The organism is Bacillus sp. HMF5848 (assembly GCF_003944835.1).
In the GTDB taxonomy this organism is placed as follows: Bacteria; Bacillota; Bacilli; order Bacillales; family HMF5848; genus HMF5848.
In genome coordinates, this window is the sequence record NZ_RWIV01000001.1 from 781,467 (window position 1) to 806,080 (window position 24,614).

A 24,614-nucleotide genomic window follows, 5' to 3' on the forward strand; every position below is an offset into this window, starting at 1 on the left:
AAACCCTTTGACTTATGTTAAAGGGTTTTAACATGCTCGGATGGTGATAGTGATGTGGGAACAAAGAATTGATATACAAGGGCCGTATGACTTTGATCGCGTGCTGTCACGTTTAGCACTTGATCCGGTACATAAGGTTGATATGAGGCAGCGTACAGTGGAAGTGCCAATATATAAAGTCGGTGTTGTAGGGAAAGTACAAGCTAAAGGCACAACAGATCAGCCTTCGTTTATCCTCCAAGCGGATGGTCACGAAAAGCTTGTCATGCAGGAGTTGTCACGAATTTTTCAATGGCAAACAAGACTATCTGATATTGATCAGCACTTTTCTAATACCACACTGGCAAGCATTTTTGCAGAACACAAAGGAACACCGATTGTGTTGGATTTTTCGCCATACAGTTGCTTGCTAAAATGTATTATTCATCAACAGCTGAATTTAGCGTTTGCCTTCACGTTAACTCAACGGTTTGTTGAAAAGTTTGGCCACACTAAAGATGGAGTGTACTTTTACCCATCACCGCAGGAAGTAAGCAATCTGGCATATGACCAACTAAGAGAATTACAGTTCAGTATGCGCAAAGCTGAATATGTGATAGATACGTCTCGGAAGATAGCTGAAGGTGAGTTGAACCTGGAGGCGTTGGAGAAACTTAATGATGCAGTAGTCATTCGCGAAATAACAAAAATTCGTGGCATTGGTCCGTGGACGGCACAAAACTTTTTAATGTTTGGACTAGGCAGAGCCAATCTATTTCCAACAGCCGACATCGGCATTCAAAACGCGTTGAAAAAACACTTTGGGCTAAACGACAAACCAACAATAGCACAAATGGAAGAATGGAGCCAACCGTGGCACCCATACTTAAGCTACGCATCACTATACTTATGGCGCAGCATTGAACCGCAGCATGGGCAACGGCAGCATGGGGACGGTTCTTTTGCTTCCTAGAACGAATAAGATTAGCCCTATTCTATAAGAACTAAAGGATGAGAAAGAATGATTAAGTTAGAAGTAGGACAACAGTTCCCGTTAACGATAAAACGACTTGGTATCAATGGTGAAGGTGTTGGATTTTTTAAGAAAAAAGTAGTCTTCGTACCTGGTGCTCTTCCAGGCGAAGAGGTTGTTGTCGAGGTGAAAAAGGCAGGTCCTTCGTTCGCCGAAGCCAGCATTCGTAAAATCCGTAAGCCATCGAAGGACCGCGTGAAGCCTGTGTGTCCTGTGTATGAAGAATGTGGCGGCTGTCAGCTTCAGCATTTATCGTATGAAGGACAAATGCGCGAAAAGCGTGATATTGTCGTACAAGCGTTTGAACGCTATTACAAGCCAGGTATCGAACAACTAAATATCCGTAAAACAATCGGCATGGATGAACCGTGGGGATACCGCAACAAAAGTCAGTTTCAGGTTGGACTTGATAAGCAAAAAGTTATTGCTGGTCTTTATGGTGAAGGTAGCCATCGCTTAATTAATATTGAAGAGTGTCCGGTCCAACATAGTGCTTCAAACAAGGTGACGCAAGTAGTGAAGTCTATTCTAGGCGACCTAAATATACCTATATACAATGAACGGAGCGGCAAAGGACTTGTGCGGACTATTGTGTCACGAGTAGGCTTTGAAACAGGGCAAGTACAGGTTGTATTAATCACAGCAAAGAAAGAGATCCCGCGTAAAGAGTTGCTAGTAAAAGAAATGCAAAAGCAACTGCCCGAAGTGACGTCCATCGTGCAAAATGTCAATGGCGCAAAAACCTCACTTGTATTTGGGGATGATACGTACCCGTTAGCAGGTGAAGAAGTTATCCAGGAAACGCTTGGGGATTTATCATTTGAATTGTCCGCGCGTGCCTTTTTCCAGTTGAATCCTATCCAAACTGTGAAGTTATATGATGAAGTGAAACGTGCAGCCGGATTAACAGGTGTGGAAAAGGTAGTTGACGCATATTGTGGCGTGGGGACCATCGGTCTGTGGCTAGCAACCGGAGCTGGTGAGGTCCGCGGCATGGACGTGATCGCTGAGTCCATTGAAGATGCGAAGCAAAATGCGGTGCGACACGGATTTGAAAACGCACAGTACGAAGTCGGGAAAGCAGAAATCTTGATGCCAAAATGGCTCAAGAGCGGCTGGCGACCAGATGTCGTCGTTGTCGATCCACCACGATCAGGACTCGATGAAAAGCTGCTGAAGACTCTGCTCGAGGTAAAGCCTAAGAAAATTGTGTATGTGTCATGCAATCCATCTACACTAGCGAAAAACGTAGATATGTTGCGGAAGGCATATAAGGTCGAGTACTTGCAACCGGTCGATATGTTCCCGCATACGAGCCATTGCGAAGTTGTGGCAAAACTTGAACTGAAATGAAGTAAATAGACCTTGGCGGTATGGGAATAACTCTCATACTGCTATTTTTGTATATTCACAGTCAATATATAGGCTCTAAAATTCATTAGATGATACCGAACAAAGATATTGTCCATTTTCCCACATTTAACAAACATTCTCATAAACTAAAACTAAGTTCGCATTACCCTATTACTCAAATAAAGAAAAAAATGGTAAAATTAACAAGTGTACAAACTGTATCAAAAGCAGTAAATATGGAGGGTTTTATTTTGAAAGAAATGATAGACAAGATTATTGAATTTAGAGATGAACGCGGGTGGAAACCTTATCATAATGAGAAGGATTTAGCGCTCTCGATCTCACTTGAGGCCAATGAACTACTAGAGAACTTTCAATGGAGAAGTAGTGAAGAAGCATTACAATCATCAGCAGAAAATATTAAAGAGGAAATGGCTGATGTTTTAATATATCTTTTACAGTTAGCGGACAAAATGGAAGTAGATTTGGAAAAGGAAGTATATAAGAAAATGGAGAAAAATGCACTGAGATATCCTGCAAATATAAATAATTAGATTAAAATAGTCTTTGAAAAACTTTGTCGTGGTGGGGTGAGGGCAAATGATCATATATGAAGCGACGAAAACAGAATTTGTAGCTGATGTCACGAATGAACTACTAGTGGAACGCTTATATGATTCATACCAAGAAAAAATCGGGCGTACGTCTAAACAGGAAATACTATCATGGGAACATTCGTTACAAAGAATGTCAAATGTCATGCAAGATCAAGAAATACCGAGTGATGCAAGTGTCGCAATAGAGTTTAAGATTCCGAACACATCTAAGCGTGTAGATTTTATCGTGGCTGGGAACGATGGCAAGCAGGACCATGTAGTCATTGTTGAACTTAAGCAATGGTCTGAGGTTGAAAAAATCACGAGCAAAGATGCTTTAGTTAAAACCTTCGTTGGAAAAGGAGTTCGCCCCCAGACACATCCTTCCTATCAGGCTTGGACGTACGCTGCATTGATTCATGATTTTAACGAGAATGTCCAAGAGCAGCATATTCGTTTAAAGCCTTGTGCATATTTACATAATTACAGAAAAACAGCCAATGATCCTTTAACAGATGACCATTACAAAGAGCATCTAGACAAAGCACCGGTCTTCACAAAAGGGGAAATTCAGAATTTAAGAGATTTTATAAAAAAATACGTTAAAAAAGGCGATCATAATAAACTCATTTACCAAATCGAGCATGGCAGAATTCGACCTTCAAAATCTTTACAAGACTCGCTGACAAGTATGTTAAAGGGCAACGAAGAGTTTATCATGATTGATGAACAGAAGGTGTTTTATGAAGAGGCATTTCACCTTGCACTTCAGTGTGTAAAAGAAGACAAGAAACAAGTCATGGTCATAGAAGGTGGACCAGGCACGGGGAAATCTGTCATGGCGATACATTTATTAGTGAACCTAATTAATAAAGGGTTAATGACTCTTTATGTATCCAAAAATGCTGCACCGCGAGAAGTATATGCATCTAAATTAAAAGGGACCATTAGAAAAACGGAAATTGATAACTTATTTAAAGGGTCTGGAAGTTTCACAGAGTCAAAAAAGAATGAATTCGATGTGATCATAGTCGACGAGGCACATCGACTAAATGAAAAGTCAGGCTTTTATGGGAATCAAGGTGAGAATCAAGTAAAAGAACTAATTAACGCTTCAAAATTCACACTCTTTTTTATTGATGAAGATCAAAAGGTCACACTAAAGGATATTGGTAGTATTGATTTAATAAAAAATTATGCAAACGAGCTTGGAGCGGAGATTATAGCAGGACAATTGGTGTCTCAATTTCGTTGCGACGGATCAGACGCATATATTGCATGGTTAGATGACGTACTTCAAATAAGAGAAACAGCTAATACGCATTATTATGGAGTGGATTATGATTTTCGAGTGTATAATGATCCGCATGAAATGCTTCATGTGATAGATAGACTAAATAAAATTAATAACAAATCTAGGCTTTTAGCAGGCTATTGCTGGGAGTGGCCTACTGCAGAGCGACATAACACAAAACACAAAGATATTGTCATCCCAGAACATAATTTTGAAATAAGTTGGAATTTATCGGACAGTATTTGGGCTATTGATCAACATTCCGTCAATGAAGCAGGATGCATTCATACTGCACAGGGATTAGAATTTGATTATGTTGGCGTTATTATTGGTCCGGATTTAAGGTATGCAAATAATAATATTATAACAGACTACACCCAGCGTGCTAAAACAGACCAATCTCTTAAAGGTATTAAAACATTGGCAAAAAGTGACCCTGAAAAAGCGCAAGCTGTGGCGGACAAAATTATCCGAAATACATACAGAACCCTTATGACTCGAGGACAAAAAGGATGCTTTATCTATTGTACTGACCCAGAATTAAATACATACTTTGAAAATCGTCTTCAAACGACGAGAACGTATAATGACTTGTCACCAGATCGGTTGTTAAAAGTAGCTGAGGAGACGGGAGAGTATGAAGGTAAAAAGTAATTGTGTCACATAACATGAGTAATATTTTGCTGGATAGATGCTTGGTTACAGTTTTATATTTTTGACATACACATATCTCTAATCTTGTGAACCAATAGAACTGTTAATATAACGTGTTCAGCTAAAACGATTTTGATCGCAAAAAATCAGCTGCAATTATCTGGCTATCATTATCTGTGAGAGTGTATGAAATTCTGCTAGCACTTTGATACTTTATCCTAGCAGGGGTCAGGCACTATAATCGTTCCCGCATACGAGCCATGTGGAGTGCGTAGCCAAACTAGAGTTAAAATAGTTTGGTGTAATGCAGTTAAAAAATAGAAATCCCTCGATTAAACAGTTCGAGGGATTTTTTAGATAACACTTTATTACTTTATTACCCTATCGGAGGGCAGGCACTTAAAGGATTAAAACGTCCTCCAAACTGATGTCGGTGGTTTTATCATGCTCTATGCATTAATAAATTTAAAATATGTTCGTTCACCATATCTGATTTTTCAATGGATAAAGCGTGCCCAGCTCCATGGATTAAAACAGCCTGTATGTTAGGAAGGGTCTTCATTGCTTTTGATAAAGCCTTCTTATGATTATAAATAATTTCCTTATCTCCTACTAGAAAAAGAGTGGGTATATTCATGTTTCTCAAGTCTTCCTCTTTAATCTCCGAAGGAATAATTATTTTATGTTCCCATTTGAAGTTTATGAGTCCTTGATAAAATTGATCAAAAAGGTAATCATGAACTTTATTTCCCTTTGCAACAAACCATTTCGCAAAAAAATTAATGATAACTGCACGGATTCTAATAACATTTGCTACCAATAATCGAATGGGAAACTGCATACTGAAAGGAGTAACTGATGCCGCCGGTGCAAGAAGAACCATTCTGATAAATTCAGTTGCTATTATCTCATGACTGTCATCATCTATGAAAATTAGTTGTGCATGTAACGGTGACATTACATTGCCAGCAGTTGGGTACTCTATCCCAGCAGGGGTGGGCACCCATAACTTGCTATTTTTACACGTGGTTGTTTTTTTGCAAGACAGGGATTTTTCATTTAAGTTGTATAAGGTGATGTTGGGACATGTCAGCTATTTTACTATAGCATCAACGGTTACAATATAATATGCTAGATGAGTACAGCCTAATTTAAGTGGTATTTTAATTTTTGATATTCACGACCCTCTTGTTTATACCAATCAAAGTTTGATTTTAATAAATTTCTCAAGAATTTTATTTGTTTTATGAGTTAAATCTCCAACTTGAAGAGCTAGAAAGACAACTACTTATTCAGAGATGTTCATGCGATGAAGAAATTAAAGATAATTGTGATATTGCGTAATTTACTATCTAACAGAGCTTATTGGTTGGAATTCTTTAGTCCCATTAAAAGTATAGCGCAAAAAAAGGGTTGCCACCTCTTAAAGGAAAGTGTTAAAAATGTTTAAATAGCATTTACTCCAAACTAAAAGTAAGGCATGCAGTTACCATGAAATGTAGACAAAGCATGTTAAAGTTATACAGGTCGATAGAAAAGATTTTTTTGGAGCCTATCGCAACTTACGAATAACGTAATGTATTGAGGGAGGAAATAAAGTGTATTATTTAGAAAATAATCGTTTGAAAGTTGAGATTCAAGAACCAGGATCTTTCTATAAAGGGCCAAGATTTGATTGGACCGGTTTTATTACACAAATAACATTAGATGGAAACATTAATTATTGTGTTCCTGAGCGATTAGAAGAGGGGAAAGGTACTGGTGGACTAGGATTATGTAATGAATTTGGTATTGATTTGCCCATTGGGTATGATGAAACAGAAGTGGACGAGATGTTTCCGAAAATAGGTGTAGGGCTTCTAAAAAAAGATGAAGATGATGTTTATGACTTTTTTAGAAATTATGAGGTTTTGCCTTTAGAATTCAAAATTGCAAAAGAAGCGAATTCGATAACGTTTGAAACCACAAATTATAGTCCGATGGGCTACGGGTATCATTTATTTAAAGAAGTAGCGATAGTCGATAATCGATTAATTATCAACTATCAGTTGAAAAATGTGGGTAAGCATCCTATACATACTAATGAATATTCGCATAATTTCATTGGGATTAATAACCAATTGATTGGTGAACATTATCAATTGAAAATGCCAAGAATGAAAAAAATGGACATTGAAGTCGGTTCTATTTCGAAGTCTGAGGACCGATTAACGTGGTCAGCTACACCTGATGAGGATTTCTATGCTCATATTGATTGGGATGTAAACAACGGAACTTACAATTGGGATGTGTTTCACGATAAAATCGGAGCGGGTGTACGAGAAATATCTGAGTTCCAACCTTCTAAAATCGCCTTATGGGGAACCACTCATGTTGTTTGTCCAGAAGTGTTTATTGATATAAAATTAAATCCTAATGAGATAAAATCATGGAAACGGGTGTATGAGTTTTATCAAGGTAAGTGAGTTTAGCTAATTGAAGCAATGGGGACTGTTTTTCTACTTCTATGAAGCAAAAGAACCGTCCCCATGCATCTGTACTGAGATAAAGGTAGTATATATAATGCAGACTAAGCAACTATATACTATTATTAACAATCACTCTCCAAGATACGTCGAGTACATAGCTAAACTAGAGTTGTAAATATCTTGGTCCCAATAGGTTAAGTAAATTCAGTTGAAAATTATGTTTGTTTCATGATCCCTCGGACTAATAGTTCGAGGGATTTTTGAGTTTGTTAGCACTTTGTTACTTTATCCTAGCAGGGGACAGGCGCTTGTATATGGAGGAATGAATAATGTGCGTGGAGGCATGACTTTTGTAGAAGATAAATAATAATTTGGCTACAGCTGTATACAATAAAATGAAAACTATCTTACTATTCATAAGGAGATATACAGATGAAAAAATTTATAAGTAGATTAATGTGTAGTTTAATAGCTATAGCTGTGCTTGGTTTTATGCCCCCTAACCAATTAAAGGTTCATGCAGAAAGACATGATATCATTCAATACAAAATCAAAAAAGGGGATACCTTTTATCTTTTAGGATTAAGATTTAATAGCAGTGGAGAGTCTATTTCAAATATGAATGCAGAAATGGACCCATATAATTTAAAGATTGGAAGCAAGGTGAAGGTACCTGTTGGTTCAGGAACAAAATTACACTATGTAAAAAAGGGAGATACACTTGGAACTCTCTCTTATAAGTATGACAGTACGATTGAGTTGATTTCGGAAAAAAATAACATAAGCAATCCCAATTTAATTTACACTGGAGATATTTTATCTATACCGAAACTGACACTGACTGACATAAATGCTATTGTTATTGATATAAACAACGCTAGTAGAGAAGGATACGGAGGATTTGGAAACGCACGTTTTGAAAATGGGTGTTTAAAGATTGACATGTATTTTAACCTTGTAGTTCATGAATATTCCATGAAAATTATAAAGCAGATTTTAGATAAACATAATGTCAAACAGGTAGATTATAATGTGGAAAATGTAATATGGGATTGTCCTCCCGGCGTTCATTGTACAAGTCGTCATGGTACAGTGTGTATTAAAATTGATAAGAAGTAAGACTAAAATATAGTCTTATTCTGGGGGCTAAATAGGGGTGCTTAAGGTAATGGTATGCACCGATTTAGAGTGTTTTTTTTCCACGAACTACTAGCAATATCCTGCTAATAGTGTCAATTACAACCGAATAAAAAAATGGCAGTATGGGGACGGTTCTCATACTGCCATTTTTGTCCTGATATTATTTTTGTTTTGAAATTTCTCGTGTTAAGTTTAAGGGGACAACGACAAGTTTTTTTGCACAAATCAAGTGCTTAAGCATTATTATGGAGTTAGGAAGAATTTTTACTCTCAAGGTAAGAGTTATTAATAGACTCTATTTTGGATGGTCGATTACTAGCAGTAAGATGGGAGGTGGCATTATAGCAAGTATCACTGAATCATGTCATTAATCGCTATATTAAGAGGGAGGGTGTTTAAAGTATGTTTTACAAAAATTTAGAAACAGATAGGCTATTGTTGAAAAATATTGATACTGGGGATAGAGAATTTATTTATAGTCAATTTTCAGATGAGGAGGTAAATAAATACTTATTCGATGCTGAGCCATTAAATGATATAAATGGTGCAGGTGAAATCATAGAATTTTATTTAGCACCGGAGCCACGTCTACAACATAGATGGATAATCATTAATAAAAAGAATGGGTTAAAAATGGGGACATGTGGATTTCATTGCTGGAGTACTAAGGATTCTAACGTTGAAATAGGGTATGATTTAAAAAAAGAATTTTGGGGAAACGGCTATATGTATGAAGCATTACAGGCCATTATTCAGTTTGCCAAAAGCAGTATGAACATAAAAGAAATAAAAGCATGTATTTATACCGAAAACTATCAATCTATACGTCTAGCGGAGAAATTTGGTTTTGTTGCAACGGGTTCAAAAAATGAGCATTTCAGAGGGGAAGAATATTTACATACTATTTATTCATTAGATCTTGGACAAGATGAATAGAGGTTTTCCTTCAACGCTTCCGAAATAACGAGCGCCTACTATAAAATCGTTTACATCAGTAATGTACCGGTTGCAACAGAATTCATAATGGCGAAGTAAATTGTGTAGCTAGCGTTTAAGTCGGCAGTATGAGATCCGCCCACATACTTCCACGTACTCAAATGGCCCCTGCCGGCTCGTTGTCACTTTATCCTAGCAGGGGACAGGCTTTTTTTATTGGCAGCATGAGAACCGTCCCCAAGCTGCCGTCTGTAACTGAGATACTAAAAACCATTATGTGTTATAAGGAATGCTAATGAGGAAAGTTGTTCCTTTTCCCTTTTCGCTTGTTAAATCGATTTTCCCCTTTAATCTATGGATGGTGTTGAATACTGTAAGCATGCCAAGTCCTGTGCCTTCATCTTTTGTTGAGTAGTAGGGCTTGCCGATCCGAGTCATCTCTTCTTGTGTCATTCCAATGCCGTGATCTTGAATTTTAATTATGATGTTATCCTTTTTCTCAAACACATGAACGTAAAGGGTGCCACCGTTTTTCATTGCTTCAATCCCGTTTTTATATAGATTAATTAAGCATTGTTGGATTTGGTTTTTATCGTATTTTATATTTAATGTGTTTTCAAACTGTAGCTTAAGCTCAACTTGATGGAGCGTAGCATAGGGCATCATAATGTTCTCAACATACTCCACTTCTTCTCGAAGGTTAGAATAGATCATGTTCTCAGCTTGCGGTTTGGCAAGGGATAGAAAATCACTTACAATTTTCTCAGCTCGTCGTAATTCGGTTAAAGAAAAATCAACATAACTTCTTTCAGCTTCGGAAATATTTTTAGATTCATTAATAAGCTGGAGAAACCCGTTTGTAACAGTTAAAGGATTACGAATTTCATGGGTAATACTGGCAGCCAGTTCACTGATGACATTCAGTCGTTCGGCATCATTAAATTTTTCGCGTGTCTTGACATTATAAATAATTTTTTGAATTAAAATCATTATAATAGCTGTGCTACTAACATGAATGCCAATTACATTAAGAACAATCATCCAAAAATGCTGGTTTAGCTCATTATAATAGGTACTAATATGTGTAAGATAAGAAGCCATGGCTATAAAGGAAATAGCAGAAGCCATTAATATGCGCTTTTGAGAGTTTAACTTCAAGAATGCATTCGTGCATAGTGGTACAACTAAAAATACAATAGTGGAGAAAATCAGTGAGGGTATAACTCCGTCTCCACCAATATAAAATCGATAAAGGTTTAGGACGAACCAAAGTGGCAATGCAATTTTATAGCCACCGAATAGGGCTGCAAGAATAAAAGGTACATATCGTAAATCAAAAATAAAACCTATCTCTAATTCAATAGGAAAGGTCATGCAAAGAACCATTATGATGGCTGTTAAAAAAGATATATAAAATTTATATTTAGTTGGCTGAACTTTATTTTCAAAAAATATCAGGTAAGTTAAGACAGGAAAAAGAAAAAAAAGAAAATTAATTAAAAGTGTTTCTGTCATGAATAAGTTCCCTTCTTTTGTTAATAATCATAAAAGCACAAGTGAAAAAAAAAGCAAATCTATCATATCACGAACATGGTACTTTATGGTAGGGCATCTTTCTTAATCCAAGTGAAAGCCCTGCATGATTCAATTAAGCAACTTATTTTATATGGGGCCTACAAGCTAAATTTTGTGTATATATTTTGAAGGTGATTGTACTCTTAACCACAGCACTATATAATAAACTAGGGACTAGATAAATTCAAAAATTGATATAGAAAGGAACAATATAATGAAAAATATACCCAATGTATACTTTGGAAATGCATCTTTACACCCTCTAACGAAACCGGTTTCCTTAGAAACGGTAACTATGAATGAGGATATTTTTTTCAAGATTGAAAACTACAATCAAATGAATCCATTCTTTATGACAGTGGTAAGTGATGTTGACCATTGGATGTTCATATCAAGTACTGGCGGACTGACTTGTGGTCGTAAAAATGCAGAGTCAGCATTATTTCCATATGATACAGATGATAAAATCCATGACAGTATTGAGACAACCGGATCACATACCCTACTAATCGTCACGAAAGATGACAAGAAATTTTTGTGGAAACCTTTCTCAACTCATAATAGCAATGTATATAAGATTACAAGAAATTTATATAAAAACACGATAGGTAATAAGATTATGTTTGAGGAGATTAACCATGACCTGGAGGTTAGTTATACCTATACGTGGAAGAGCAGTGATTCATTTGGATTCATTAAAGAATCAAGAATGGTTAACCTGGCGGAAAAGGAAGTAGAGATTAGAGTCTTAGACGGTATTCGTAACATACTACCTTATGGTGTCAATACGCTTTTGCAAACTACAAAAAGCACACTTGTTGATGGATATAAACGATGTGAGTTAGTGGAGAAAGCGGGACTTGGTATCTACACGCTTAGTTCAATTTTAACAGATAAAGCGGAGCCAAGTGAATCATTGAAAGTAACGACGGTTTGGTCAAAGGGACTTGAGAATCCGGACTACCTGTTGTCCGAACAACAGATCAAAGCTTTCTCTCAAAACGAAGAGATTCAAACGGAAGTTGATATTAAGGGTAGAAGAGGTTCTTACTATGTTGCAGATTCTATTCACCTTAGAGGTAGTGAATCAAAAAATTGGTATATAGTAGCTGAACTAAACCAAAGTGCTTCAAAAGTTGAGAAACTTATTAAAGAGGTTATAGAAAATCCACTGATTCTTGAAGAGGTAGAAGCGGATGTTTCAAAAGGGGATTACAATCTTAAAAAGCTTGTATTTGATGCAGACGGATTCCAGTTTACGGCTGATGAGAAGGCGGGCTATAGGCACTTTTCAAACACCCTTTACAATATTATGCGTGGTGGTATATACGCAGATGGCTATCAGATTGACAGAGATGATTTCATAGCATTTGTAGGTAATTGGAACAAAGAAGTATATACGAAACAACTTGATTTTATGAGCCAATTGCCTGAAACAATTAACTATAATGAACTGATGGCTTTGGTAGCAGAGCGTAACTGTAAGGATTTTGAACGATTAGTATTTGAATACCTACCACTTACATTCAGTAGACGACACGGAGACCCAAGTCGTCCGTGGAATAAATTTAATATTGAGATTACCAAAGAAGATGGAAGCAAGGATTTGAAGTTTGAAGGGAATTGGCGTGATATCTTTCAAAATTGGGAAGCTTTATCCATCTCCTATCCTGCATTTACCGAGAGTATCATTGCTAAATTCGTAAATGCATCAACAGCAGACGGCTATAACCCATATCGAATTACGAAAGACGGAATTGACTGGGAGACGCTTGACCCTGAAGATCCATGGTCGAATATTGGATATTGGGGAGATCATCAAATCATCTATCTTTTAAAGCTAATGGAATTATCCAAGGCTTATAATCCTGAAAAGGTATTGGGGCTTCTTCAAAAAGACATTTTTGTATATGCGAATGTACCTTATAGAATTAAAGGGTTTGATGCATTAGTAGCCGATCCAAGAAACAGTATTTTGTATGATGATGAGCGTGAACAGCGTATTGAGAACAAAACGGCAAGTCTTGGTTCTGATGGTAAGTTAGTTTGGGGCAAGGACGGTATCTACAAAGTTAACTTAATGGAAAAACTCTTGGTTACTCTACTTGCTAAGTTCTCTAACTATGTGCCTGAGGGTGGTATTTGGATGAATACGCAGCGTCCAGAGTGGAACGATGCTAACAACGCTCTTGTTGGGAATGGCTTGTCCATGGTTACCCTGTATTATATGCATCGTTTCCAAGCTTTTATGAGTCAAATAGTTACGGACATGAAAGAGGATTCCATTGAGGTTTCGGTTGAAGTGCTTCAGATGTTTAATGATACAATGGCGGTATTGAAGGATAGTAAACAATATCTTGGTAGTGAAATGTCCGATGACACTCGTTTTAATATTGTAAAAGCATTAGGGAAGATTGGAGAAACGTATAGAAATTCTATATACGACAATGGCTTTGTAGGGGAAAAGGCAGCACTGTCTATAGACTCTCTTAACGAATTTATTGAAGTTTCAATGACCCATTTAAAAGATTCCATTAAAAAGAATAAACGAGAAGACGGTCTATACCACTCTTACAATCTCATCCGATTTGATAAGGAAAACAACTGTAGCATATCAAATCTTTATGAGATGTTAGAAGGCCAGGTTGCTGTTCTAAGTTCAAAAGCGTTAGATGGAAAAGAAACTATTAATGTCTTGGAGGCACTTAGAAATAGTTCTATGTATCGCGAAGACCAAAACAGCTATATGCTCTATCCGAATCGTGAATTGCCAAAGTTCTTAGAGAAAAATGTAATTCCTGATGAACAAGTTATGTCATCAACTGTGTTAAAAACAGAGCTGAGTAAGAACCGCACTCGATTTATTGAAAAAGATGTGAATGGGAAGTACCATTTTAACGGTCGATTCAGAAACGGTGAAGAGATTCGAGAAGCTCTAAAAGACACAAATGAGTATAGCGATGAGGATATCAAAATCGTTGAAGAAATCTTCACAAATCTTTTTGACCATCATGCTTTTACAGGACGTTCCGGTACTTTTTATAAGTATGAAGGTTTAGGCAGTATCTATTGGCACATGGTATCAAAGCTAGTCTTGGCGACACAAGAGAACTTTAATGATATCTATTGCGAAAAGGGTATGGATGAAGAAGCTACAGTGCTTATGAATGAGTATGAAACTATTAAGGCAGGAATAGGATTAGAAAAATCACCGGAACAATACGGTGCATTCCCAACAGATGCTTATTCCCATACGCCAAGCTTTGCAGGTGTTCAACAACCAGGTATGACCGGACAGGTTAAAGAAGACTTTATCTCTAGACTAGGCGAGTTAGGGGTGAAGGTAGAGAATGGTTGTGTTCGTTTTAAACCGGAGCTACTAGCAAAGTCTGAGTTTTTAAAAGAGACGAAAGTTTGGTCCCTACCTAAGAATAGTAATGCTACAGATACAGTAACAATCCAGTTAGATGAGAATACCTTAGGATTCACATTCTGTGCCGTTCCGGTTATCTATTATCTAGACGACAAAAAGAAAATCATCGTTTGTTATACAGATGGTACAGAAAGTATGTTTGAAGATGTGGATACGTTAGACCGTGAAACGAGTCAAACTATTTTCAATCGTGATGGTCAGATTGATCGAATTAAAGTATATATTGACGGTAGTCAATTGAAATAATCTTTGAGTTCTGAGTAGATCTTCTGCTCAGAACTTTTTCTTTTTTAACAGACGACCTTTGAGAGGAATCGTCAGGATGCAAACGAACGAGGTGAGAAAGTTGCTTAATGCGTTCTGAGGGGAGCTGTCAGAGCGCGAAAGAAGTGGAAAGTGCTTCATGAGAGCAATCTTCTTCGACAGCTAAATGTGCATTTTTCTGTTATCTTTAATAGCACTTTAATACTTAATCCTAGCAAGGGACAGGCACCCATTTTTCAGGAAAAAATAACAAAATGTTCACAATTCGTTAAAAAGAAAGATGGCAGAGAGTTTATACTAGTGGTGAAGTATTAAGAAGGTGCTACCTTGAGCGATTATTCAATATAGCGCACAGCGGTTGACAGATAACAAGGATAGAATATGGTATTTGTCTATTCACTTCGCTGAGAAGCGAAATAAAGGAGGGAGTGTTCAGGATGGACTACATAACATCTAACAAAGAAGCATGGGAAGAAGCATTTGAGAAAAAGGCTGATGGATGGGGAAAGGACATTACTACACGTTTGCAGCAAGAAAAATACCCTTATTTGAAACCGGAATTTGTGGAGGAGTTGCAACAAATTGATTTTACCAATAAAACGGTCGGGCAATTTTGCTGTAATAATGGAAGAGAGCTACTATCGATTATGCAATTTGGGGCGGCAGAAGGCGTAGGATTTGACATTGCCGCTAATATGGTGAAAGCTGCAAATGATGTGGCACAGCAGGTTGGATATAATTGTTCCTTTGTGCAAGCGAATATTCTCGAGATTGATGAAACGTACCATGGCTATTTTGATTATATCGTCATCACAGTGGGAGCCATCACGTGGTTTGAAGATTTATCGGCATTTTTTAAAAAAGTATCTCTTTGTCTAAAAGAAAAAGGTAAAGTGCTTATGCATGAAATACACCCTGTTACGAATATGTTAGCGACTACTGGTGAGGAACTGTACGACCCAAATGTGCCGAATAAGCTCACGTATTCTTATTTTAAAAAAGATCCATGGGTGGAAAACACCGGCATGGGCTATATGAGTGGAGACAAGTACCAGTCCAAAACGTTCTATAGCTATTCACATACATTCGCAGACATTTTTAACGCATTAAGTGTAAACGAGCTTAGTTTGAAAAAGCTGAGAGAATTCGCTAAAGATGAGTCAGCCCAGTTCGTACATCTGGACCACAAAGGAATTCCGCTAACATATGTGCTGGTGGCAGAGAAGTAGATGAATCGCTTCAAGCGGAATCTACAAGTAAGGTATATACTCATGAAATGATGTTTTCAGATTTAAAGATTATCAGTGTTTATAGTTACTTGATCAATGGAAGGGCAAACCAACATATCAAATTACGAATCATTTCTACTAAAACGCCCCAAGGCGTATAAAAATAAAACAAGGATGTCCTCGATTGAAAAAATATTTACTATATCAGAGTAATCATTTACTGAAAGAAACCCATAGCTTTTGCAGCTGTGGGTTTCTTTGTAATGGAGAGTGAAAGATACAAGGAACACGACTTTATAACGTCTATGTTAAATTTGTCTAATAATTTACATAAATACATATAAATGGTGAATTTTCCCTTTATTAATTCCAATTATGGTATTATAATCTCAAGTGGAACTAAAAGGTGGTAGTTATGAAAAATATAAATGAGATACTGTTAAATCCTGTTCGAATGAGAATTATTCAGGAAATGGCTACGCAACAAACTATGACTACGAATGAGCTCTGTGAAAGAATCAGTGATGTACCACGTACAACGATGTACCGTCATGTCAATATTCTAATCGATAACAATATTTTGTCTGTTATGTCAGAAAAAAAAATTAGGGGGAGTCTTGAAAGAACACTTGCTTTAAATATCTCAGAAATTTCAAAGCACAACACCATTGAGAATGCTACCCAAAATGCCTTTGGGTTTCTCATGAGTCAATATGCTAAGTTTCACAAATATTTTAATGACCAAAATCCTAATCCTGCAAAAGACAAAATTTTTCTAAACAATACTGTGTTGATGATGAGTGATGGGGAGTTCGACCAGTTTACTGAGGAACTGCGCCAACTTATTTCAAAGTACTACAACTATGAATCAACTGAAGGAAGAAAAGCCAGAGATATTTCAATTATTTCGGCACCTGTGGAGAAAGATTAATAGGGGGGAACATGATGAATACCTTATTTCAAAAAAACCAGATCAAACCTAAAAAGAAAAGAGGGAAAAAAATTATGATGTTCTTTGGAATGATAGTTGCAGTTATTGCGGCTTTTATGTTAATTGGTGGGACGTTACATGCGACATATTTCAAAGGTAAGTTCGATCAAATAAAGCCGAATGGTCAGCTTGTTGACGTTAATGACGGGCAAATGCATGTTTATTCAATGGGAAGTGGTGAGAAAACAATTGTATTACTTCCTGGTATGGGGGTGGGACTTCCCTCTGCTGATTTTGCGCCGCTCATGCGTAAACTTAGTGAAAAATATACAGCTGTTAGCATTGAGTATTTTGGTGTAGGCTTCAGTAGTGAAACATCAAGACCACGTACTAGTGAAAATTATGTTGAAGAAATAAGAACGGCACTTAACAAGGCTGGCTTTAAAGCACCGTATGTTCTAATGCCGCACTCCATATCAAGTGTGTATAGTGAATATTATGCTTCAAAATACCCCGAAGAGATAGAAGCCATAATTTCTCTTGATGGCACTTCTACTGCGTTTTATGGAGGAGAAATGCCCACTTTTGTTAAATCTATACTTAAAGTTGCTAAATTTCAACAAACTACAGGCACTCTTTCGATCCTAGCGCCTTTAACGACAAACAAAGAGAAATTGCTATCCTATGGTTATACAGAAAAAGAAATAAAGGACATGATTACTATTGCAGGCTTTTCAATGAATGATACTGTGTTAGAACAGATGGCAAGTACACCTAACTTTATTAAAGAAACTATGAACGTACCATTTCCTGAATCTGTCCCATATTTCAAAGTAATTTCCAAAAAAACCTATGAAACTCCCAATAAGCAATTTAAAATGACACCTCAGGAATATCAATACCAACATCTTGAACGTATTGGTCAGCACGCAAAATACGAAATACTAGAAGGTACTCACTTTATTTATGCAAACAATGTTGACCGCATTGCAGAGATTACTGATGATGTATTACTCAGTGCTAATCAATAGGAGGCAAGTAGACAGCTTTCCTTTACATTTTATTGAATGCTACTTTCACCGAACAACTATCTAATCAAGCGCTTGTTTAGATGTTTGTTCGGTTTTTTGTTGTGTTATAAAGATTTGATTGTAGTCAAGTGTGTACTTTCATTCATTTGCGTTAAAAGGTGAGATCGAAAAATTAAAGAAGTAGATTTTTGGTGCTAAACTCCCAATCAGGATCATAGCGGGTCTGAATGGTGTGATATGAAAAAATTTAATCCCATATACACATCTTTTTACGAAACTATCATAGAGATATCTTGTACAAATAGATGCTTTGGAGAGGTGAAAAAAGTTGGCACCTTATCAGAGTTAACTGTCTGCACGTATTAACACATTCTTGCTTTATCCTAGCAAGGAACAGGCACCCGTTTTACACTTGACATAAAATATACATATGAGTATGGATGGAAATCACATATACTTAGTTTATAACCATTTTATAATTAAAATGTTAAAAATAGGATGTGATATGCTGATTTGCCAGAAGCATATGAACATAACATCAAAGAAATACTTGCAATTAATATTTTTAGAAGATTTGCATACAAAAGATATAAATAGGAAGGAGAATTAGAATGAGAATAGGCATACCAAAGGAAAGTCTAACTGGTGAAACGCGAGTTGCTGCCATTCCTAAAACTGTCGAGCAATTAAAGAAGCTAGGCTTTGAGGTTGCGGTAGAATCTGGTGCTGGTGAAAGGGCTAGCTTTACCGATGAACAGTATACAAATGCCGGAGCGAGCTGCCTTAATGCCGAGAAAGTTTGGCAATCAGACGTCATCTACAAAATAAACCCGCCAAATGAGGAAGAAGTAGCAAGAATGAAAAAAGGCACCACCTTAGTCAGTTTAATAGAACCAGCACAGAACAAAAAGTTAATGGAACGCCTCAACGAAAAGAATATAAATGTGTTAGCAATGGATATGGTACCAAGGATTTCCCGTGCGCAGTCTGTGGATGTTTTATCTTCCATGGCAAATATCGGAGGATATAGAGCTGTTATGGAGGCAACCCATGCTTTCGGACGTTTTCTTAATGGACAGATTACAGCAGCTGGAAAAGTACCACCTGCCAAAATATTAGTCATTGGTGCTGGCGTAGCAGGATTAGCAGCCATTGGAGCTGGTAAATCACTAGGTGCCATCGTGCGAGCATTTGATACGCGTTCTGAAGTAGCAGAACAAATCGAATCTATGGGTGGCGAGTTTTTAAAACTAGATCTAGATGAGGATGGCTCGACTGCATCCGGTTATGCAAAAGAAATGTCCGAGGCATTTGTGAGAGCAGAAATGGAACTGTTTGCCGCGCAAGCGAAAGAAGTAGACATCATTATTACGACGGCACTTATTCGTGGCAGACCTGCACCTAAGCTTATCACAAAAGAAATGGTTGATAGCATGAAGCCTGGGTCCGTTATTGTGGATTTGGCAGCTTCTACAGGCGGGAATTGTGAATATACCGTTCCTGGTGAATTAGTTGTCACTGCATCCGGAGTGAAAATTATTGGGTATACAGATTTACCAGGTCGAATGCCAGCACAAGCTTCAGATATGTATGCAACCAACCTGGTCAATCTAACTAAATTACTTTGTAAAGAAAAAGATGGAAACATTCATATTGATTTCGATGACGTGATTTTGCGGAATATGACGGTTACTCGCAATGGACAAATCACGTTTCCACCACCGGAGATTAGTGTATCAGCTGCACCTGTGAAAAAAGAAGTGCAGCATCCTAAGACGGAAACAAAAGAGCCAAGAAACCTTTCTGGACTGAAGTATGGATTTGGTATAGCGGCGATTCTTTTATTCGGGTGGATGGGGCAAGTATCGCCTCCCGAGTTTTTATCACACTTCACGGTATTTGCGCTCGCCATTGTGGTTGGGTATTACGTGATTTGGAAAGTAACCCATGCCCTACATACACCACTCATGTCCGTTACGAATGCAGTTTCAGGCATTATCGTGGTAGGAGCGTTACTGCAGATTAATAGTTCAATATTGGCAGTGAAGATACTTGCTTTTATTGGTATTTTAATAGCATCTATTAATATATTTGGTGGCTTTACGGTAACCCATCGCATGTTAAAGATGTTTAGAAAGGATCAGGGGGTGTAAGGAATGTCTCAAGGGTTAGTTACGGTAGCATATATCATTGCAGGTATCCTATTTATTCTTAGCTTGGCTGGTCTGTCTAAACAAGAAACTGCTAGAAATGGGAACGTGTACGGCATGTTGGGAATGACGATTGCGATAGTCGCTACGGTCTTGAGTATAGATTTAACTTTAGAAGCTTGGATCTATATTTTGGTGGCTGTAGGAATTGGGGCTGTTATTGGAACTATTTTAGCAAGAAGAGTTAAAATGACTGAAATGCCAGAGCTAATCGCAGCTTTACACAGCTTTGTAGGGCTAGCTGCCGTATTAGTTGGTTTTAATAGTTTTATAGAAATATTCACACATCACCCAGCTCGTGATGTGCATTTGAATATTGAACTGACAGAAATATATCTTGGTGTTTTTATTGGTGCGATCACCTTCACAGGATCGATTGTCGCATTTGGAAAACTAAATGGCATGATTAAATCAAAACCTCTTTCGTATCCACTCAAGGGAACACTAAATGGGCTGCTACTCGCAGCATCTGTTGTGTTCATGTTTTTATTTATTATCGATGGAGGAACTTTATACGCCCTGATTTATCTTAGTATCATGACAGCCATCGCCTTATTTATTGGATGGCAAATGGTTATGTCCATTGGTGGAGCAGATATGCCAGTTGTCATCTCGATGCTAAACTCTCTATCTGGCTGGGCAGCTGCTGCAACTGGATTTATGTTGTCGAATGACTTATTAATTATTACAGGAGCTTTAGTAGGTTCGTCTGGTTGGATTTTATCGTATGTAATGTGTAAAGGTATGAACCGTTCATTCATTTCTGTTATAGCAGGTGGATTCGGGGATCAAGGTGGCAGTGCTAGTGCTGAAGGGGAAGAAGGAGAGCATCGTGAAATAAGTGCAGAAGATGTAGCGGACATGTTAAAACAATCTAGCTCTGTTGTTATTACGCCAGGGTATGGCATGGCTGTTGCGCAAGCACAATACCCGATAGCTGAAATGACTAAAAAGCTACGTGAACAGGGGATCAATGTTCGTTTCGCTATCCATCCAGTTGCCGGTCGTCTACCTGGTCACATGAATGTTCTATTAGCAGAAGCCAATGTACCATATGACATTGTGTTAGAAATGGATGAAATCAACGAAGACTTGCCGGAAACCGACACAGTACTAGTTATTGGCGCCAATGACACAGTCAACCCTGCTGCACAAGAGGACCCAACTGGTCCCATCGCTGGCATGCCAGTTTTAGAAGTATGGAAGGCAAGAAATGTTGTCGTGCTTAAACGGTCAATGGCAGTTGGATATGCTGGTGTACAAAACCCACTGTTTTTTAAAGAAAATACAAGCATGTGCTTTGGTGACGCCAAAGCCACTGTTGATGCAATCCTGAACGCAATATAAACTACGGCAGTATGGGGACGGTTCTCATACTGCCATATTTGTGAATCAGTCGTTATTCAGTCTTTAAAAGATAAAGACCGAATAACGACTATCTATTGACACTGCACATGTTTGACCTTTCCGTTGCTAGCACTTTGGTACTTTATCCTAGCGGGTGACAGGCAAAGAATTAAACTAAATACAATTTTCATATTCTTTCATTACGTTGTTTATGATTGTTTGGACGGGAAGAATGTCTTTAATTTCAGCCACTCTTGCTCCAGCGAAAACAAGTCCATTTTCACAATCTCCATTCATTGATGTAAATAAAGAATCTAGTGTACAAAATCGATAGGAGCAATTTTTTAAGCAATCATGGCACTTTTTAATTTTTACCCTATTATCGTCTGAAATCAGGTCAGTAAAATGGTTCTTAATAGCACGACCTTGGAGACCAACAGTTGTTTTAACTAAAATAGTGTCTTCCTTCTTTGCGTGTACATATTTTTCTTTAAAGGATAGCGGTGCATCACACTCTTCACTCGCAACAAACCTTGTCCCCATCTGTACACCAGATGCTCCTATTTGTATGGCTTGACGTACATCTCTTCCTGTTAAAATTCCTCCAGCAGCGATAACAGGTATAGTAACGGCCGAAACCACTTCTGGTAAAATGTCGAACAGAGGTCTTTCTGTACCTAAATGTCCACCCGCTTCATGCCCTTCTACTACTATAGCAGATGCACCTAGACGTTCAGATAACTTAGCCAGTTTTGCTGAAGAGACAATGGAGATGACAGGAATCCCAGCTTGTTTGCCCCATGCATACATATCTCTTGAAATGCCGGCACCGGATATAATAAAATCAACTTTTTCTTCAATCGCTACTTTCATTTTTTCAGCAAAGTCATTCATTGCAAAAAGTACATTTGCTCCAATATAGCCCATATCTTTTATACTTTCCTTTGCTTTTCTAATGTGTAATCTCATTTCTTCAACAGTAATACCTGTTCCAGAAATGGTTCCAATCCCCCCAGCGTTTGCGACAGCAGAGGCAAGTCCACTTAAAGAAATACCTACTCCCATCCCACCTTGCATAATCGGAACCTTTGGTACAATATGACCTATTTTTAACTGTGGAAAATTCAAGAGAAAACCCCATTTCATTCTTTTTTTAGAACTATGTGACCACCATATTATATCAATAGGTTATCCAGATAGTAATGTTAAACTTAACACTTGGTACTAATAGTTGGTAATACTTTATAAAAATGTCACAAAATTTTAACATTTAATGATATAACAATTTTCACATCAACATGACGTTTATGGTATTTATGTTTTTAGATAAATTATTCGGGCATGCTCTAGATCAACTAATCTAGATTAAGAAATAAATGGTAAAATAGGGACATAATCTAAAAAATTAAATAGTACCGGCGTGGAGGATTTTATGATGTATCCTATAAGGACATGGGAAACGTGAGATTAATTAAAGAAGCGAATAAGCTTTCATCAAGTAAAGCGGAAAACTAACTGTGTTGCTAGCACGCTGGTACTTTATCCTAGCGGGGGATAGGTACATAATTCTAATGGTTGTTAGATAAAGTTAAAAATAATTTATAACATAGTACCTTGTCAGTATAAATTTTAAAAAGGGAAATGTTCGGTATATAGCAGTACTGTTTATACTTGGTGGCACAGGTCTGGTATTATTTATAATTGTTTTTCTTGGAAGGTCGCATGTACTTAGGGAAGAAAAATCAGATGAATAGAATGAAAGAATTCTAAATGACAGTATGATGTTGTGTTTGTATTATCTAATAAACTAACTTTCCTTTCAGAGAAGGTGCCATTAATGGAGAAAATCAAAATAGCTGCGATTCAAGCATATGGAATGCCGGGAGAATATGATGAGAATTTTAAAAAAGCAGAAAAGTATATTCAAACAGCTAAAGAAGCTGACGCTCAATGCATTTTATTTCCTGAGTTGTATTCGTGTGGGTTTGTACCCAATCCTTCTGTTTGGAAGTATGCTGAAACAAAGAATGGTCCTACATATCGATTTATAATAGAAATGACGCGTAAATATCACATTGCTATTGGAATCGGTTATCTTGAAAAAGTAGGTAAGCATTATTGTAATCGATATCTTATGATGGCACCTAATGGGGTTGAATTAGCTAGAGCTGAGAAAAATAAGTCAGAAGCATATGTATTCAGACGTGGCCGTGGTGCACATGTTTTCGAAACGCAGTATGGAAAAATTGGAATTGGTCTTTGTGCAGATAACCATTTTTCATCATTTATAAAATCAATGCAAAAAAATAATATTAATCTATTGATTATGCCGCATGCTTTGCCGATTCCTAAAAATGAAACGGAGATTATTTCAAAGGAAGATATAAGACGAATAAAAAATAATATTGAAGAGTTCCCTATACTTGTGTCAAATCTCTTAGGTGTGCCGACAATTTTCATTAATCAAACAGGACCATTTTCTTCTATGATCGGTATTATGGTAATATGCTCCCACCAAAATCGTATCAGCTTGGCGGGTATTCCAAAATTGTTAATAATGAAGGTCTTGTCTTGTCGGAAATTCGAGAGGGTGAAGGTATGATATTAGCAGAAGTTGATATTACGGCTAATTCATATGAGAAAAACGAAGCCCCAGACTATGATGGATGGATACAGGAAGGTTCCAGTTTATTAAAAAATTTCATTTTGCCAATAGATATTGCTATTGGAAAGTTGTATTATTTATGCAAAAATTACATCAAGGATTGATTTGAGATAAGCACAGGTAACATATTTGTAGATGTTACCTGTACTGTGGTGAAGCAGTATGGGGACGGTTCTCATACTGCCAATTTTGTGTAGTCAGTTACTATTCAGCTTCTAAAAGACAACGATTATCGAACACCTATCTATTCACTGTTAGTTTAGATAAGTATTCGGTTTTTTTGTTTAAGGTCTAATGTTGAGCAAAATTTATGTCACATTACTGCCTTATCCAAATAAAGAAATAAATGGTAATATTTATTCGTTGGTTAACAGTTTCAAAAGCAAATATAGGTTTTTTGACAAGATTATTGGATTTAGAGATGAACGAAGTGGAAACCTTTCTGGATAAGTGAGATATTCTTGCATTTGCTATGT

The 24,614-nt window shown here is 37.2% G+C and carries 18 protein-coding genes; 15 read left to right on the forward strand and 3 right to left on the reverse strand.

Features of this window, described 5'->3' with window-relative positions; all coding sequences use genetic code 11:
* The first annotated feature begins 52 nt into the window (after positions 1-52).
* From EJF36_RS03850 to EJF36_RS03865, 4 genes are all read left to right on the forward strand, one after another.
* Entirely contained in the window at positions 53-952 is a 900-nt protein-coding gene (locus tag EJF36_RS03850) for a DNA-3-methyladenine glycosylase family protein (RefSeq protein ID WP_125905075.1), read from the forward strand.
* A 48-nt stretch (positions 953-1,000) separates the two neighbouring features.
* On the forward strand, positions 1,001-2,365 hold the full coding sequence (rlmD, locus tag EJF36_RS03855) for a 23S rRNA (uracil(1939)-C(5))-methyltransferase RlmD (protein ID WP_125905076.1): 1,365 nt from the start codon (positions 1,001-1,003) through the stop codon (positions 2,363-2,365).
* Between the two features lie 260 nt (positions 2,366-2,625).
* Positions 2,626-2,919 (forward strand): nucleotide pyrophosphohydrolase, encoded by a 294-nt coding sequence (locus EJF36_RS03860; protein WP_395940615.1) that lies wholly within the window; start codon positions 2,626-2,628, stop codon positions 2,917-2,919.
* A 46-nt stretch (positions 2,920-2,965) separates the two neighbouring features.
* Positions 2,966-4,909: a DUF2075 domain-containing protein gene (locus tag EJF36_RS03865; RefSeq protein ID WP_125905078.1), complete on the forward strand. Its 1,944-nt coding sequence runs from the start codon at positions 2,966-2,968 to the stop codon at positions 4,907-4,909.
* A 442-nt stretch (positions 4,910-5,351) separates the two neighbouring features.
* Here the strand turns inward: EJF36_RS03865 and EJF36_RS03870 are convergent, their stop codons facing one another.
* Entirely contained in the window at positions 5,352-5,867 is a 516-nt protein-coding gene (locus EJF36_RS03870; protein WP_125905079.1) for an alpha/beta fold hydrolase, read from the reverse strand.
* A 640-nt stretch (positions 5,868-6,507) separates the two neighbouring features.
* On the opposite strand from EJF36_RS03870, the gene EJF36_RS03875 reads away from it, so the two are divergent.
* The 3 genes from EJF36_RS03875 to EJF36_RS03885 all read left to right on the forward strand — a co-directional run bounded on the left by EJF36_RS03875 (position 6,508) and on the right by EJF36_RS03885 (position 9,453).
* Positions 6,508-7,374 carry a hypothetical protein gene (locus EJF36_RS03875; protein ID WP_125905080.1) on the forward strand — a complete coding sequence of 289 codons (867 nt, stop codon included), beginning with the start codon at positions 6,508-6,510 and terminating at the stop codon, positions 7,372-7,374.
* 435 nt (positions 7,375-7,809) lie between these two features.
* Complete coding sequence (locus tag EJF36_RS03880) at positions 7,810-8,496, forward strand: LysM peptidoglycan-binding domain-containing protein (RefSeq protein ID WP_125905081.1); 687 nt, start codon at positions 7,810-7,812, stop codon at positions 8,494-8,496.
* A gap of 423 nt (positions 8,497-8,919) precedes the next feature.
* Positions 8,920-9,453, forward strand: a complete 534-nt coding sequence (locus EJF36_RS03885; RefSeq protein WP_125905082.1) for a GNAT family N-acetyltransferase — start codon at positions 8,920-8,922, stop codon at positions 9,451-9,453.
* Positions 9,454-9,726: 273 nt separating this feature from the next.
* Here the strand turns inward: EJF36_RS03885 and EJF36_RS03890 are convergent, their stop codons facing one another.
* Complete coding sequence (locus EJF36_RS03890) at positions 9,727-10,968, reverse strand: ATP-binding protein (RefSeq protein WP_125905083.1); 1,242 nt, start codon at positions 10,966-10,968, stop codon at positions 9,727-9,729.
* 274 nt (positions 10,969-11,242) lie between these two features.
* On the opposite strand from EJF36_RS03890, the gene EJF36_RS03895 reads away from it, so the two are divergent.
* From EJF36_RS03895 to pntB, 6 genes are all read left to right on the forward strand, one after another.
* Complete coding sequence (locus tag EJF36_RS03895; RefSeq protein WP_125905084.1) at positions 11,243-14,707, forward strand: hypothetical protein; 3,465 nt, start codon at positions 11,243-11,245, stop codon at positions 14,705-14,707.
* A 455-nt stretch (positions 14,708-15,162) separates the two neighbouring features.
* Complete coding sequence (locus EJF36_RS03900; RefSeq protein WP_125905085.1) at positions 15,163-15,954, forward strand: class I SAM-dependent methyltransferase; 792 nt, start codon at positions 15,163-15,165, stop codon at positions 15,952-15,954.
* 415 nt (positions 15,955-16,369) lie between these two features.
* Entirely contained in the window at positions 16,370-16,885 is a 516-nt protein-coding gene (locus EJF36_RS03905) for a helix-turn-helix domain-containing protein (protein WP_125905086.1), read from the forward strand.
* Positions 16,886-16,896: 11 nt separating this feature from the next.
* Complete coding sequence (locus EJF36_RS03910) at positions 16,897-17,916, forward strand: alpha/beta fold hydrolase (protein WP_221760715.1); 1,020 nt, start codon at positions 16,897-16,899, stop codon at positions 17,914-17,916.
* A gap of 611 nt (positions 17,917-18,527) precedes the next feature.
* Positions 18,528-20,069, forward strand: a complete 1,542-nt coding sequence (locus EJF36_RS03915; protein ID WP_125905087.1) for a Re/Si-specific NAD(P)(+) transhydrogenase subunit alpha — start codon at positions 18,528-18,530, stop codon at positions 20,067-20,069.
* A gap of 3 nt (positions 20,070-20,072) precedes the next feature.
* Positions 20,073-21,473, forward strand: coding sequence for a Re/Si-specific NAD(P)(+) transhydrogenase subunit beta (pntB, locus tag EJF36_RS03920; RefSeq protein WP_125905088.1), 1,401 nt, complete (start codon positions 20,073-20,075; stop codon positions 21,471-21,473).
* Positions 21,474-21,647: 174 nt separating this feature from the next.
* On the opposite strand, the gene EJF36_RS03925 is transcribed toward pntB, so the two are convergent.
* Complete coding sequence (locus EJF36_RS03925) at positions 21,648-22,619, reverse strand: NAD(P)H-dependent flavin oxidoreductase (RefSeq protein WP_185806805.1); 972 nt, start codon at positions 22,617-22,619, stop codon at positions 21,648-21,650.
* Between the two features lie 691 nt (positions 22,620-23,310).
* Here EJF36_RS03925 and EJF36_RS03930 point away from each other — a divergent pair.
* Together EJF36_RS03930 and EJF36_RS21410 are read left to right on the forward strand one after the other, a co-directional pair.
* A complete protein-coding gene (locus EJF36_RS03930; RefSeq protein WP_125905090.1) occupies positions 23,311-24,075 on the forward strand; it encodes a carbon-nitrogen hydrolase family protein in 765 nt (254 codons plus the stop codon).
* Positions 24,072-24,242, forward strand: coding sequence for a hypothetical protein (locus EJF36_RS21410; RefSeq protein WP_185806806.1), 171 nt, complete (start codon positions 24,072-24,074; stop codon positions 24,240-24,242). Before EJF36_RS03930 ends, EJF36_RS21410 begins: the two co-directional genes overlap by 4 nt.
* Positions 24,243-24,614: the final 372 nt, after the last annotated feature.

Coding starts and splice junctions, on each gene's coding strand:
- EJF36_RS03895 (WP_125905084.1), top strand. CDS start 11,243: ATGAAAAATATACCCAATGTATACTTTGGAAATGCATCTTTACACCCT.
- EJF36_RS03850 (WP_125905075.1), top strand. CDS start 53: ATGTGGGAACAAAGAATTGATATACAAGGGCCGTATGACTTTGATCGC.
- EJF36_RS03925 (WP_185806805.1), bottom strand. CDS start 22,619: ATGAAATGGGGTTTTCTCTTGAATTTTCCACAGTTAAAAATAGGTCAT.
- pntB (WP_125905088.1), top strand. CDS start 20,073: ATGTCTCAAGGGTTAGTTACGGTAGCATATATCATTGCAGGTATCCTA.
- rlmD (WP_125905076.1), top strand. CDS start 1,001: ATGATTAAGTTAGAAGTAGGACAACAGTTCCCGTTAACGATAAAACGA.
- EJF36_RS03900 (WP_125905085.1), top strand. CDS start 15,163: ATGGACTACATAACATCTAACAAAGAAGCATGGGAAGAAGCATTTGAG.
- EJF36_RS03860 (WP_395940615.1), top strand. CDS start 2,626: ATGATAGACAAGATTATTGAATTTAGAGATGAACGCGGGTGGAAACCT.
- EJF36_RS03905 (WP_125905086.1), top strand. CDS start 16,370: ATGAAAAATATAAATGAGATACTGTTAAATCCTGTTCGAATGAGAATT.
- EJF36_RS03930 (WP_125905090.1), top strand. CDS start 23,311: ATGGAGAAAATCAAAATAGCTGCGATTCAAGCATATGGAATGCCGGGA.
- EJF36_RS03885 (WP_125905082.1), top strand. CDS start 8,920: ATGTTTTACAAAAATTTAGAAACAGATAGGCTATTGTTGAAAAATATT.
- EJF36_RS03865 (WP_125905078.1), top strand. CDS start 2,966: ATGATCATATATGAAGCGACGAAAACAGAATTTGTAGCTGATGTCACG.
- EJF36_RS03880 (WP_125905081.1), top strand. CDS start 7,810: ATGAAAAAATTTATAAGTAGATTAATGTGTAGTTTAATAGCTATAGCT.
- EJF36_RS03915 (WP_125905087.1), top strand. CDS start 18,528: ATGAGAATAGGCATACCAAAGGAAAGTCTAACTGGTGAAACGCGAGTT.
- EJF36_RS03870 (WP_125905079.1), bottom strand. CDS start 5,867: ATGTCACCGTTACATGCACAACTAATTTTCATAGATGATGACAGTCAT.
- EJF36_RS21410 (WP_185806806.1), top strand. CDS start 24,072: ATGATATTAGCAGAAGTTGATATTACGGCTAATTCATATGAGAAAAAC.
- EJF36_RS03910 (WP_221760715.1), top strand. CDS start 16,897: ATGATGAATACCTTATTTCAAAAAAACCAGATCAAACCTAAAAAGAAA.
- EJF36_RS03890 (WP_125905083.1), bottom strand. CDS start 10,968: ATGACAGAAACACTTTTAATTAATTTTCTTTTTTTTCTTTTTCCTGTC.